Source organism: Vibrio sp. 2CM40D (genome assembly GCF_023161825.1).
Lineage (GTDB): Bacteria > Pseudomonadota > Gammaproteobacteria > Enterobacterales > Vibrionaceae > Vibrio > Vibrio alginolyticus.
Window position 1 is genome coordinate 1 of sequence record NZ_JALNTL010000015.1, and the last position, 13776, is coordinate 13776.

Annotated in this window: 11 protein-coding genes; 2 read left to right on the forward strand and 9 right to left on the reverse strand. The window is 45.6% G+C overall.

The features are described from left to right. Positions 1-988: 988 nt before the first annotated feature. Together MTF70_RS22225 and MTF70_RS22230 are read left to right on the forward strand one after the other, a co-directional pair. On the forward strand, positions 989-2560 hold the full coding sequence (locus tag MTF70_RS22225) for an ABC-F family ATP-binding cassette domain-containing protein (RefSeq protein WP_025768822.1): 1572 nt from the start codon (positions 989-991) through the stop codon (positions 2558-2560). After that, positions 2557-3714, forward strand: coding sequence for an MFS transporter (locus MTF70_RS22230; RefSeq protein ID WP_042523691.1), 1158 nt, complete (start codon positions 2557-2559; stop codon positions 3712-3714). Before MTF70_RS22225 ends, MTF70_RS22230 begins: the two co-directional genes overlap by 4 nt. A gap of 74 nt (positions 3715-3788) precedes the next feature. On the opposite strand, the gene fis is transcribed toward MTF70_RS22230, so the two are convergent. The 9 genes from fis to MTF70_RS22275 all read right to left on the reverse strand — a co-directional run bounded on the left by fis (position 3789) and on the right by MTF70_RS22275 (position 13583). Next, positions 3789-4085, reverse strand: a complete 297-nt coding sequence (gene fis, locus MTF70_RS22235) for a DNA-binding transcriptional regulator Fis (protein WP_000462885.1) — start codon at positions 4083-4085, stop codon at positions 3789-3791. 23 nt (positions 4086-4108) lie between these two features. Continuing rightward, entirely contained in the window at positions 4109-5077 is a 969-nt protein-coding gene (gene dusB, locus MTF70_RS22240; RefSeq protein ID WP_005382505.1) for a tRNA dihydrouridine synthase DusB, read from the reverse strand. Positions 5078-5216: 139 nt separating this feature from the next. Next, positions 5217-6104: a 50S ribosomal protein L11 methyltransferase gene (gene prmA / locus MTF70_RS22245; RefSeq protein WP_005382507.1), complete on the reverse strand. Its 888-nt coding sequence runs from the start codon at positions 6102-6104 to the stop codon at positions 5217-5219. 165 nt (positions 6105-6269) lie between these two features. Next, positions 6270-7613, reverse strand: a complete 1344-nt coding sequence (gene accC / locus MTF70_RS22250; RefSeq protein WP_005382509.1) for an acetyl-CoA carboxylase biotin carboxylase subunit — start codon at positions 7611-7613, stop codon at positions 6270-6272. A gap of 14 nt (positions 7614-7627) precedes the next feature. Beyond that, on the reverse strand, positions 7628-8089 hold the full coding sequence (gene accB / locus MTF70_RS22255) for an acetyl-CoA carboxylase biotin carboxyl carrier protein (RefSeq protein WP_025768820.1): 462 nt from the start codon (positions 8087-8089) through the stop codon (positions 7628-7630). 61 nt (positions 8090-8150) lie between these two features. Beyond that, positions 8151-8600 carry a type II 3-dehydroquinate dehydratase gene (aroQ, locus tag MTF70_RS22260; RefSeq protein ID WP_042523695.1) on the reverse strand — a complete coding sequence of 150 codons (450 nt, stop codon included), beginning with the start codon at positions 8598-8600 and terminating at the stop codon, positions 8151-8153. A gap of 303 nt (positions 8601-8903) precedes the next feature. Then, positions 8904-10856 carry an acetate--CoA ligase gene (gene acs / locus MTF70_RS22265; RefSeq protein WP_205461567.1) on the reverse strand — a complete coding sequence of 651 codons (1953 nt, stop codon included), beginning with the start codon at positions 10854-10856 and terminating at the stop codon, positions 8904-8906. Between the two features lie 237 nt (positions 10857-11093). Continuing rightward, positions 11094-11723 (reverse strand): 3'-5' exonuclease, encoded by a 630-nt coding sequence (locus tag MTF70_RS22270; RefSeq protein ID WP_042523697.1) that lies wholly within the window; start codon positions 11721-11723, stop codon positions 11094-11096. Between the two features lie 33 nt (positions 11724-11756). Then, the gene (locus MTF70_RS22275) at positions 11757-13583 is read right to left on the reverse strand and encodes a DUF294 nucleotidyltransferase-like domain-containing protein (protein WP_205461568.1); all 1827 of its coding nucleotides are present in this window, start codon (positions 13581-13583) and stop codon (positions 11757-11759) included. Positions 13584-13776: the final 193 nt, after the last annotated feature.

Here is a 13776-nt window from a genome sequence, read left to right on the forward strand (position 1 = left end):
CGGCCTGTCACGCCGGGGGTCGCGGGTTCGAGTCCCGTCCACTCCGCCACTTATATTAAGCCTCAGTCGAAAGACTGGGGCTTTTTTCGTTTTGGTTCCCCGACTTACCTTAAACCCACTTTCGTATTGAAACCTTGCATCGAGAGGCCGGCTTCCCTCTGGCGATGCTTTCTAAGCCCTATATGAGTGAAGTGGAACTCAGTTTTGTGTGGTTTCTACTGAACCGGGTCCTAGTATCGAGCGCTAGTTCTCAGCCCTTGTGCTTACTTACCAAAGCTTCCTTTATTATTACCTGGAAAATTTATTCACTAGGTTATGTTATTTTCGGGGGAGATTTCTCTGCTTTAGATGTTTTGATTTAGCCATAGGCGCTTATTAATATAAACTCAGCGCATTTAAAACTTTCCAAACATGGATTTTGTTTTGTCGACCTATTTAAGCCAGTGTCTTAAAGTATATTCGCTACTTCTTCCCTCTAACCCTCTCCAACCTTCAAAGCCACCACTACGTACGTATAACGTGAGCGGTATAGGTGCTTTCATAGCTGTGTTTGCTGAGTAAGCAGTTCACCTGGCACATTGACTGAGGAAAAGTCTTCTTTCTGTGGACCTTCGTGTAAGTCACGATAGTTTTAATAATTATCTGGTACTTTTTATTCTAAAGGTGTACGCTTCACATCGAATATTTTTTCGACAGTAAATCATGTTATATCTCTTGTTTAAAAGCTTTGTAAGAAGGCTGAACTCCATGCAAAAAACGCGATGAAGTGTTGCTCGGAGTCTTAAATTAATCTTCATCAGGTGTTTTATGTGTGGGTAGCTTCGCTGAAGTTATACGCAGGAGCTTGTACACCTGATAAAAGAGAAGAGATGGCCGGTGATATTTCATCATCGGCCTTTTTGTATCTGTTAAGCAGCTACAAAGCATTACCCAGTATTGAAATAAGGGCCGGTATTGATCACCGGCCCTTTTTTATTTGGTTGAAAACATGAGTATTTTACAAGTTAAAAATTTGTCTTATCAGATAGCTGATAAGACGTTATACAACAACGTAACCTTTCGTATTAACGTGGGAGAGAAAATAGGTATCACCGGAGCGAATGGTGTTGGAAAAAGCACCTTATTAAAATTGCTTATTGGTGAATTATCTGCAGATAAGGGCTGCATTGACTGGTTACCAAACCTTGAGGTGGGGTATTTAGAGCAACATTTTAAGATGGATAATGCGCTGACGGTTTATGAATGCTTAAAGAGTGCTTTTGAGAACTTATACGCTGCCGAGCAGAAGCTTTGGACTTTGTATCAGGCGATGACCGAGTCTCACTCTACATCTCTTTTAAGCCAAGTCGCTCGGCTACAGGCATATTTAGAAGATGAAGACTTCTATGCAATTAATACCAAAATTGAACGAGTTGCTGTAGGTCTTGGTATTTATCAATTTGGCTTAGATACACCGCTTGTCTCGCTAAGTGGTGGTCAAAGACACAAAGTCCTTTTAGGCAAGTTGTTACTTCGCAACCCCGATGTGTTAATTCTTGATGAGCCGACAAACTATCTTGATGCTCCGCACATTGAATGGCTAGTCGCGTTTCTCAATGATTACATTGGCACCGTTTTACTGGTTTCTCATGATATTGATTTCCTTAATCAAGTAGCGACCAGTGTTTGTGATATTGATTATCAAACGGTTCGAAAATACAGCGGTACTTATGTCAAAGCAATGCAGCAAAAGCAGCACGACGGTGCTTTATTAGAAAAGCAATATAAGGCTCAGCAAAGTGAAATTCGAAAGTTAGAGAAATTTATTGCCCAAAATGGTGCAGGAGTTAACGCCAGTCTTGCTAAAGGGCGTAAGAAGAGACTGGATAAAATCGAACGTATTCAACTGAATCATGTAGAGAAAGTATCGACGTTTGACTTTGCTTACCAGCCCATTGAGCAACCGAATGTGGTTGAGGCAAAAGCGTTGATGATCGGTTATCAGCAGCCTCTGCTTCCAGTATTTGATATCACGTTAGCGCGCGGGGAAAAGTTGGTTGTTGCTGGCTTTAACGGCGTGGGTAAGTCGACCTTACTTAAAACCCTGATGGGGAAGATCGAGCCACTCTCTGGTGAGGTGGTATTGGCAAAAGGTGCAATGATTGGTTATTTTTCTCAAGATTTGTCTTGGCGCCATCCTCAGAACACGCCTGAACAGGAGCTGTGCTCTTGTGCGCCAACAATCTCAAGCAAAGAGTCACGCAAGCTATTAGCTCGCTTTGGGATTACGGGGGATAAGACGCAGCGCCACTTAGATACATTGAGCGGTGGTGAGCAAACTCGGGTGAAGTTGTGTTGTTTATCGGTTCAGAAATGCAATGTTTTGCTGTTGGACGAACCAACAACACACTTGGATAGCAGCAGTAAAAATGCGCTTAAAGAGGCTCTCCAGCGCTTTTCCGGTAGCGTGATTGTGGTATCTCATGAGAAGGCATTTTTGCAATCTTGGCCTGATAGAGTTTTAGATATTTCGTTGCTCACTTGTGCTGAATCGGAAACAGAACAGGAGGTGGAGCTATGATGCAGTCCATGATCCTATTTCTCGTTGCTTTTCTTGTTGGTGCTGATGAGTTGATGCTTGGATCTATTCTTGAACCTATCGGAAATGATTTAAGTGTTCAACCGAGTCAGGTGACCTTATTTATTACGGCATATAGTTTAGCCATAGCAATTTTCGCTCCTTACTTGGGCCGTTTATCAGACCGAGCTGGGCGTATTCGTATCATGGTGCCTGCTTGCTTTGTATTTGGGGTTGTGCCTATTACGACGGGCATAGTTCATGATTTTGAACTTGCTATTGCAACTCGTGTGATCACTGGTATTGCAAGTGCAGGCATGTTACCAATTGCATTCGCGTTAGCGGGAGACGCGAAGGGTAATAGAGCGATGCGTCAAATTGTGATGGTTCAGGCGGGATTAACGCTAGGTATGATAACTAGCCCGGCGATCGGAGCATTGTTGACCCAGCTTTTATCATGGCGTGCCGCTTTTATTATTTTGGGCGTTGCGGCTCTTCTTGTCAGTGCCATGAGCGTAGTGTTCATGAACAACAAGCATAATGAGTCCAAGAAGTCAGATACTCTGCCACCTATCGCAGACGTCATTCATCTTCCAGGCGCGTTGAGAGCGATTCTAGCGATGTGTTTAGGCCTAGGGGGAGGTATTGGTGTATTTAACCTGATAGGCCTCCATATTCGAGATACCAGCGAGTTGGCGCTCGGTTGGGTGGGCGCTATTTATGCTGCTCTAGGGATCGTTAGTGTGGTTGGAAATATGTGCGTGGGGAGAGCTTGCTGTTGGCTTGGTAGCTCTCGAGCCGTTATGCGAGTGGCTTTAATGGTGTGCATACCTTGCAGTGCATGGGTGTTCTCAAATGAGATGAGTACGGTGACCGCTTATCTTCCAGTTCTAGTGCTCTGGTCTCTCGCTGGAGGGGTTGGTTCTCCGGCATTACAAGCACATATCGCAAGCTTATCTGATGAATATCGAGGTGTGTTAATGTCTTTTGGAATGAGTATGATGCACTTTGGTGTCGCGATTTGGTCTGCCTTGGCGGGCTTCGCGTATTCTGTAGGCAATGAATGGGTCGCTTTCGTGGCTTTCCTATTGTTTGGCTCAGCAGTAGTTATCTTAAAGCCAGTTGGTAATACTGAACAAAGTGAGCGTTATTCGTAGTGTTTTAGTAGATAAAGAAAAGCCGTTACCTAAAAAGGTAACGGCTTGTTCCAAATACTTTTTGAAAAACGGTCTTAGTTCATGCCGTATTTCTTAAGTTTCTTGCGAAGAGTACCGCGGTTGATACCCATCATAGTTGCTGCGCGAGTTTGGTTACCGCGAGTGTACTGCATGATAGTATCTAGTAGTGGCTGTTCAACTTCAGCTAGAACTAATTCGTATAGTTCTGTTACTTCCTGGCCGTTTAGTTGAGCAAGGTAGTTTTTAAGAGACGCTTTAACAGAGTCACGTAAAGGCTTCTGAGTAATCTGGTCTTGTGACGTTACTGTAGTTACTGTTAATGCTTCTGAAGTCAGATTTTGTTCGAACATATTCGGTCTAGCTCTTCTCTTAATTATGATGCAACGTTATCAAAATAACCTTCTAACGCCTCAATTTGCAGCGGAGCTGCGTCGATAGCGTTGAAGGTACGGCGAAACTCACTTGCCTGTTCATGCTCTTTCAGGTACCACCCAACGTGCTTGCGCGCGATACGTGGACCTAAGAACTCCCCATAAAATTCATGCAGAGCATTTACATGACCAAGCATAATGGTTTTCACTTCCTCAGTTGGAAGTTCCTCCATTGTGGTGCCGTTTTCCAAATAGTGATGGATTTCCTGGAAAATCCAAGGACGACCCTGGGCAGGGCGTCCAATCATTAAAGCGTCCGCACCGGTGTACTCCAGTACAAATTTGGCTTTCTCCGGGCTATCGATATCACCGTTCGCGATAACCGGAATTGAAATCGCCTCTTTTACCGCTTTAATGCTGTCATATTCGGCCTCACCTTTGTACATACATGCTTTCGTTCTGCCATGCAGAGCAAGAGCTTGTATGCCGCAGTTTTCGGCTAATTTAGCGATCTGGACACAGTTCTTGTTGTCTGTATCCCAGCCAGTTCGAGTCTTTAACGTTACAGGAACGTCCACTGCATTCACGACCGCTTTCAAAATCTCTTCGATAATGTTTGGGTATTGAAGCAGAGCAGAGCCCGCTAGCTTCTTATTCACTTTTTTTGCCGGGCAGCCCATGTTGATGTCGATGATTTGTGCACCGTTCTCAACACTGAATTGAGCTGCATCCGCCATAAGCTGTGGATCGGAACCCGCAATCTGTACAGAGCGAATGCCCGATTCGCCCTCGTGTACCATGCGCTGTTTCGACTTTGACGTTCCCCATAGCTTTGGGTTAGCAGACATCATTTCACTGACGGCCATTCCCGCACCATAGCGAAGACACAACTCGCGAAACGGTCTATCCGTTACACCAGCCATAGGGGCTACGATTAGATTGTTCTTAAGTTGATAGTTTCCGATTTTCAAAACGTCATCACAGTTCTGTACCAGCAAGGGCGCGCATTTTACGCATTTTTTCACTGCGTGAAAAGACTAATATTTGAGCATTTACAAATTGTTTTTGTAAATTGTATGAATTTCAAACAATTAGCTCTGAAAACCTTGTCTAGCCTTGCTTACGACCAGAGATGCGACACCATTCACTTTGCTCAACAATCGGGTCAATGTGAAGCTCGTCACGGTAATAGTTCGCAACATCTTCAGCTTGGGTGTCTAATACGCCAGACATTGCAAGGTCGCCATTTGGTTTAACTAGGCCTTTAATGATTGGTGCAAGTTCACGTAAAGGTCCTGCAAGGATGTTGGCCACAACGACGTCAGCGACGAGACCTTCAGGTTGATTTTGCGGTAAGTAAACTTCTAGTTTGTCTGCAACGCCATTACGCTCAGCATTGTCTTTTGAAGCAAGCAGGGCTTGAGGATCAATATCGATCCCTATCACTTTTTCAGCGCCCAGTTTGATCGCTGCGATCGCAAGAATACCTGAGCCACAACCGAAGTCGATAACGGTCTTACCGCTTAAGTCCATGCTTTCTAGCCACTCAAGACAAAGTGCTGTTGTAGGGTGAGTACCCGTACCGAATGCAAGGCCTGGATCCAACATAACATTAACAGCGTCAGGATCTGGAATGTCGCGCCAGCTTGGACAAATCCATAGGCGTTCACCAAATTTCATTGGGTGGAAGTTTTCCATCCATTCGCGTTCCCAGTCTTTATCTTCAAGCTGTTCTACTTTGTAAGCAAAATTGTCAGCCAGCATATTGCTCGCTTTAATTTGGTCGATGATGAAGTTAGTGTCTGCTTCTGCATCATACAGTGCCAGAATATCAGTATCGCCCCATAAGCGAGTTTCGCCAGGTAGAGGTTCGAATACAGGTGTATCCTGCGCGTCTAAGAATGTAACAGACAGCGCGCCAGTCTCTTCCATTAGCATATCGCCGATTTGCTCAGCGTTTTCATTGGTCGCGTTGAGTTTGATTTGAATCCAAGGCATTGGTTTTTGCTCTTAAAGTGAATGAAGTGGCGCAGAGTTTACCAGAACTCTACGATTTGTTTGAGTATATACCCAAATAAGCCGATTTATATGTTGAGCCGTTCGCGTACATATAAAACAAAAATGCCCACGGGAGTGGGCATTTTTTAAGACGTTTGCTTAGGCTTATTGTAAGCCAAGCTTCTTCTCTAGGTAGTGGATGTTTGCACCACCGTGTTGGAAGTTTTCGTCATTCATAATGGAGAATTGCAGTGGCACGTTAGTTTTGATGCCTTCGATGATCATCTCACCCAGTGCGTTTTTCATACGTGCAATCGCTACATCACGGTTCTCACCGTAAGTGATCAGTTTACCAATCATTGAATCGTAATGAGGTGGAACTGTGTAGCCTGTGTAGATATGAGATTCCCAACGTACACCCATACCGCCAGGAGCGTGGAAACGCTCGATCTTACCCGGAGATGGTAGGAAGCGCTCAGGGTCTTCTGCGTTGATACGACACTCAATCGCATGGCCACGGATCTTAATATCATCTTGAGTGAATGACAGAGGCTGACCCGCTGCAACACGAAGCTGTTCTTTGATTAGGTCGATGCCAGTAACCATCTCTGTTACTGGGTGCTCTACCTGAATACGAGTGTTCATTTCGATGAAGTAGAACTCACCGTTCTCGTATAGGAATTCAAACGTACCTGCGCCGCGGTAACCGATCTCGATACATGCACGAGTACAGCGTTCACCGATGTACTTACGCATTTCTTCGGTGATACCAGGTGCTGGAGCTTCTTCCACTACTTTTTGGTGACGACGTTGCATTGAACAGTCACGCTCACCAAGGTGGATTGCGCCGCCTTGACCGTCAGCAATAACCTGAACTTCAACGTGACGAGGGTTTTCTAGGAATTTCTCCATGTAAACCATGTCATTGTTGAACGCCGCTTTTGCTTCAGCACGTGTCATTGCAATGGCTTGGATAAGGTCTTTCTCTGCGCGAACAACACGCATACCACGACCGCCGCCGCCGCCAGATGCTTTGATGATTACTGGGTAACCAATGCGCTTAGCAAATGCTTTGTTTTTCTCTTCGTCATTGTCTAGAGGGCCGTCAGAACCCGGTACACAAGGAACGCCTGCTTTCTTCATTGCATTGATAGCAGATACTTTATCGCCCATTAGGCGGATAGTGTCTGCCTTTGGACCAACGAAGATGAAACCACTGCGCTCAACTTGCTCTGCGAAGTCTGCGTTTTCAGACAGGAAGCCGTAACCTGGGTGGATAGCCACAGCACCAGTCACTTCTGCTGCAGAAATGATGCGTGGAATGTTTAGGTAGCTGTCGATACCACGAGCAGGGCCGATACATACGGTTTCGTCTGCGAGTAGTACGTGCTTAAGATCGCGGTCCGCTGTTGAGTGAACAGCGACGGTCTTAATACCTAATTCTTTACAAGCGCGAAGAATACGAAGTGCAATTTCACCTCGGTTCGCGATGACTACTTTGTCTAGCATAAGGCAAGCCCCGCTTATTCGATTACAACAAGAGGTTGGTCGAATTCAACTGGTTGGCCGTCTTCAGCTAGGATTGCTGTAACAACGCCAGATTTGTCCGCTTCGATTTGGTTCATCATTTTCATTGCTTCAACAATACACAGAGTATCGCCAGCATTTACTTTCTGACCCACTTCTACGAATGCTTTAGAGTCTGGGCTTGGAGAGCGGTAGAAAGTACCAACCATTGGAGAAAGAACTTGGTGACCTACAGGTGTTGCTGCTGGAGCTTCTGCTGCTGGTGCTTCCGCTACTGGTGCCGCTGCTACTGGAGCAGGTGCCGCTGCTGGAGCTGCTGCGTAGTGAATTGGTGCTTGAGGGGCTGCAGTGCCATGACGGCTGATGCGCACTGACTCTTCACCTTCAGAGATCTCTAGCTCAGCAATGCCAGACTCTTCAACTAACTCAATTAGCTTCTTGATTTTACGAATATCCATCTTTTCTTTCTCTTTTATCTTGTGATTAAGACAACCCTCGTAGGGTTGCAGAGTGTTAGGGTTACTTTGCCTGTAGCTTATTGATCGCTGCAGACAGAGCAAATTCATAGCCTTGTGCGCCTAAACCGCAAATCACACCCTCTGCTTTATCTGACAGATAAGAGTGATGACGGAATGGTTCACGTGCATGCACATTTGATAAGTGCACCTCAATAAATGGGATGGCGACGCCAAGTAATGCATCTCGCAGCGCCACACTAGTATGAGTGAAAGCCGCTGGATTGATGATGATGAAGTCAATCTTGCCATAGGCAGAGTGAATGGCTTCAATCAGTTCGTACTCACGATTTGATTGTAGGTGTTCCAGTTCTACCCCAGCGTTATGGGCTTGCTCTGTAAGAGTATCCACAACTTGAGCTAAGGTACTGTGACCATAGTGTGTCGGTTCGCGCAGACCCAATAGATTAAGATTTGGTCCGTTTAGAACAAGAATCCGTGACTTTGCAGACATTGTGTTGCTATCTTCCCTTATCGTGAGTGGAACGTTTATATTCCCAAATATACGATAGTTCAGCACGATTTTTTTGTTAAAACCGAGCAAATTTTAAAAAATCGACCAAGATTATAGCTAATTCATAGCAATTAGCAGCAATTTACTGGTCTAATCTCCTAATAGCCACTCTCGTTTCTGTAACCAAGTTAACAAAAACAACATAATTGCCATATTTTTTGTGTGGCCAATTTGCGCACTAAAGCAAAAAACCGCCATGAGTGATGGCGGTTTTTAAAGTGCTTTTAAAACAGTTGGTTGAATTTATGCCAATTCTGCTTTCTCTGCGATAAGTTTATCTACAACGCTCGGATCGGCAAGCGTTGATGTGTCTCCGAGGTTGCTGGTATCACCCGTTGCAATTTTACGCAGGATTCGACGCATGATCTTACCAGAACGAGTCTTCGGTAAGGAATCCGTCCAGTGCAGTACATCTGGTGTTGCAATTGGACCAATCTCTTTACGCACCCAATCTTTCACTTCTTTGTGTAGCTCTGCTGACGGGAATTCACCATCGTTCAAGGTAATGTAAGCGTAGATAGCTTGGCCTTTGATATCATGCGGAATGCCCACAATAGCGGCCTCAGCAATTTTATGATGTGCGACAAGAGCCGATTCTATTTCAGCGGTACCCATGCGGTGACCCGACACGTTTAGTACGTCATCAACACGGCCCGTGATCCAGTAGTAACCGTCTTCGTCACGACGAGCTCCATCACTAGTAAAGTACATTCCCTTGAAGGTTGAGAAGTAGGTCTGTTCAAAGCGCTCGTGGTCGCCATAAACAGTGCGCATCTGACCTGGCCATGAATCAAGGATCACCAAGTTACCTTCTGCTGCGGTTTCTTCAATGATGTTGCCCATGTTATCAACCAGTGCAGGTTGGACTCCGAAGAATGGTCGAGTTGCTGAGCCTGGTTTTAAATCTGTTGCACCTGGTAGTGGTGCAATTAAGATACCGCCGGTCTCTGTTTGCCACCAAGTATCAACGATAGGCGAGCTCTCGTTACCAATCGTTTTGTAGTACCACTCCCACGCTTCAGGGTTGATAGGCTCACCTACTGAACCCATCACACGTAAGCTTGAACGAGATGTCCCTGCTACCGCTTCGTTACCTTTTGCCATTAGTGCACGAATAGCGGTTGGCGCAGTGTAGAGAATGTTCACTTGGTGCTTATCAACCACTTCACTCATACGAGCCGTGCTTGGGTAGTTTGGAACACCTTCAAACAGAATGGTTTTGGCCCCGTTCGCTAGTGGACCATAAATTAGGTAAGTATGGCCTGTAATCCAGCCCACATCCGCGGTACACCAGAAGGTTTCACCTGGTTGATAATCGAAGACATATTTAAAGGTCATTGCCGCGTAGACGAGGTAACCGCCAGTAGTATGTAGTACGCCTTTAGGTTTACCTGTCGAGCCAGATGTGTAGAGGATGAACAGCGGGTCTTCGGCTTTCATCTCTTCTGGTGGGCAAACGTCAGAAACGTTGGCTGTTGCTTCGTGCCACCAAACATCACGGTGTTCATGCCATTCAACATCACCACCTGTACGTTTAAGCACGACGACTTTATTGATGGTTTTTACGTCTGGGTTGGTTAGTGCTTCATCCACGTTCTTTTTCAGTGGAACAGCGCGTCCGCCACGTACGCCTTCGTCTGCGGTGATCACGACTTTAGCGTCAGAGTCGATGATACGGCCGGATAGTGCTTCTGGTGAGAAACCGCCAAATACTACGGTGTGAACTGCACCAATACGGGTACAAGCGAGCATCGCCACTGCGGCTTCTGGCACCATTGGCATGTATAGACACACCACGTCGCCCTTGCGTACGCCTTGCTCTTTCAATGTGTTGGAGAATTTACACACTTCTTTGTGCAGTTCGTTGAAAGTGAGTGTTTTGTCGTCGGCTGGATCATCGCCTTCCCAAATGATGGCGACGTCGTCCCCGTGTTCTGCAAGATGACGGTCAATACAGTTAGCCGAGACGTTCAGTGTGCCATCTTCAAACCAGCGAATATCAACATGGCCAGTGTCGAAAGAAGTGCTTTTTACTTTGGTGAAAGGTTTGATCCAATCAACGATTTTGCCGTGCTCGCTCCAGAAGCCCTCTGGATCGGTTACCGACTGCTGATACATGGCTAAGTAAGTATCATTATCCGCGTGTGTATGAGTTTTAATATTTTCTTTTACCGGATAAACGTGGGCTTCGCTCATGGCTTCTCTCCTTGTGCCTTATTTCTCGGCCTTACACCAATCTAGATAAGATTTTGAATATATTTTTGTAGGGCTGTTTTTTGGTTCTAAATAACGTGGTCGTGGTAATGACGACGTTGTGCTTATAACTGTCAGTCACCGCGCGTATTTCCACAATTAGACTTTAGGATGAGAGTGATAGAAGCGCCGGGAAATCGCTGAAACAAAAGTATTTCTGGGAGCTAGGTCAACTGATTTTTATGTATACGGTGTGGTTAGGTTGGGTAAATCGCCTTTCGTTAAGCGGACAAAGACCAAAGCGGCAGAAATCGCGTCTTGCAAGGCGTCGTGTTTGTCTTGGATAGGAAGTTCGAGGTGTTTACAAATGGCATCCAGACTTAAGTCGAAATAGGCATTCGGCAAATGTCGTTCCAACTTATCGTGATAAATCTGACTGACCTCGATAAGTGGGTTAGGAAGTGGGAAGCCAAGTTGCCGCAGACAAGCAAGGTCTAAGATCTTTTTATCGTAACGAATGTGATAGCCCACAAGTGGTCGGTTGCCGATAAAGTCGAGCAGCTCGAGCAGCGCCTCTTTTTCACTGATGCCATCGACTAAGTCTTGGTGGCGAATTCGATGGATCTTGACCGAGCCTGAGTCGAGCGATTGCGGCGCGCGTAAGCGGACTTCAAATGGTTGACTGGTGATGATGCGGTTGTCGATGATCTTGGTGGCTGCAATAGTCACCAGCTCGGCGCGATTTGGGTCAAGGCTGGTGGTTTCGCAGTCAAGAGAGACGTATTCTGTTTTATCTGGCGTGCAAAACAGCGACTGATAAGGCGAACCTTTCAGTTTGTAGTGCCAGTATTTGCGTTGTAACCAGTTCATTGCCTACGCCTCTGTGATTTATGAAAATCAGGGTTAATCACGAATTTGATAATGGAAGCCTAAAAATTGCTTAAATTTCTTCACCACATGTAAGCTGTGGCGAAGCAAATCACGCTCAGTTCTATCCAGTTGTTTAATATCAATGTTATTCAACGCTTCTTGCTTTTTGAGTTGCTGATTAAGGCGAAGTTTAAAGAACAATTTCAGTGCTTCGTTGAGATTATCTGCCGTTTCAGATTCTAAGATGCGCTTATTTCTCAGAGCTTCAATGCGCTCAAACGTGTTCTTCTCCTCAATGGCATATTCCAAAGACAAGGTGCGAATGCCGTGTACAATTGGGAAAATACCGCCGCGTTTAATGTCCAATCCGTCTTTAGCACTTTTTACGTTGCCAAATAGAGTTAGGGGCACCGAAAACTGCAAGGCAGGGCGAGTAAAGTCAGACAATATCAACATGCGATCTTTCATTGTGTCACGAAGATGTGCCGCAATTGGGGCCAGCAGCTCGCAATTCCCAGCAACAGCATGGGCGTCACTGAAAATGGCTAAGTCCATGATTTGTTCTGGTTCGGCTTTAGCTATCCAGTGGTTTAGGGTGCTTATCCATTCTTGCTGTGTTTTGACCCATTTCGGGTTGTTAACCATCACTTTACCAGGGCAAAGTGGATAACCGAGCTGTTGTAGGGTGTGTGTGAAGGATTGCATCACTTGTTCGCAATGAGGCCATTCCAGACCATTTTGAATAATCAGGGCATTGTCTTGATCGGTTTTGAGAATTTGCTCTCCTCGGCCTTCAGAGCCGAGTACGATCAAGCAACAATGGTCGTGCAAGGCTGGTGGTATTACTAACTCGAACGCTTTCTCGATAATTTGCTCGTTTACGGCTGAGATCAGCTCCATGATGAAGCGAGTGCGGATGCCGTTTTTCAATAAGCTCTCGACCAATTGACGTTGGCGGTTTGAGGCCAAAGCGAGCTCTTCCACGCTGCTTGCTCGAGCAATACTGAGCGTTAACACGTGAGAGTGGGTTGAGAACGCGCTAAGAATTTGGGTCATATCCAGCATGCCAACGGCTCTGTTGCCTTCACATACCATGAGGCGTTTCATTCTGTTTCTGGTCATTGTGATCATGGCGTTGAATAGAAAGTCACCATCATCAACGTGATAAACAGGAAAGCTCGCGATCTCACCCACTGGTGTGTCGAGCGCGCAACCATCTATCATCACAGAATGCAGCATATTAGTACGAGTCACTATTGCGTACGGGTGGGCTGATGGCCATTTTTCCAATCGTGGATCATCGCCATGGAGTTGAACCAATGCAGCGTCAATCCCATTTTCTTTTAAGGAACGTGTTACCTCGTTAATTGGTGTATTTGGTTCAAGGATCATCGGTGGGTGATAAATGCTGCGGTCAACTTTAGTGAGAATAAACTCCGCTAAGTTTTGCTGTTGATGGGCCGCTTCGATGAGCTCTTGCCGTTTCGATAAATTGTTATCGAAATAGGCTGCAAACTGGCCATTTTCGTTGTAAAGGGCAAGGAAAATTTCTTTCGGCAGTAGGTAAGAGAGCGTGTCCTCAAGCGCGATGTAGTGATGACGTACCTTGTCTTCAAGTAACGAGCGTACATCGAACATATCGTCGTTGGCATAATGTGCGAACACTTCCTGTTGATCGTTGGAGCGCTCTTCTACCGCGCCTTTGATCAGAATATGTAAGTGGGGGTTCTTCTGTCCGCAGGATAAAATAACATCTCGAGCTCGATAGTAGGCGACGTCCAGAGACGATCGCAGTCGCGTTTGTTGTGCTTCAGTTAAGCGATCGAACGGTGGAGATTGCATGTTAAATTTGTCAGGCATGAGAACACCCAATAATGATGGAAGGAACACTCTCTAAGTCTGACAAATTTCTTACCGGAAGCCAGACGACTTTGGTCTAAATTACGATGTTTTCGCTTGAAGATGCCAAATGTCGCAAAGTTAGTATTCCATCGAGGAAACGATAAGTTTCTTATTCTTCCCTTTTTATAATACGCATGGCGATCCATAATTC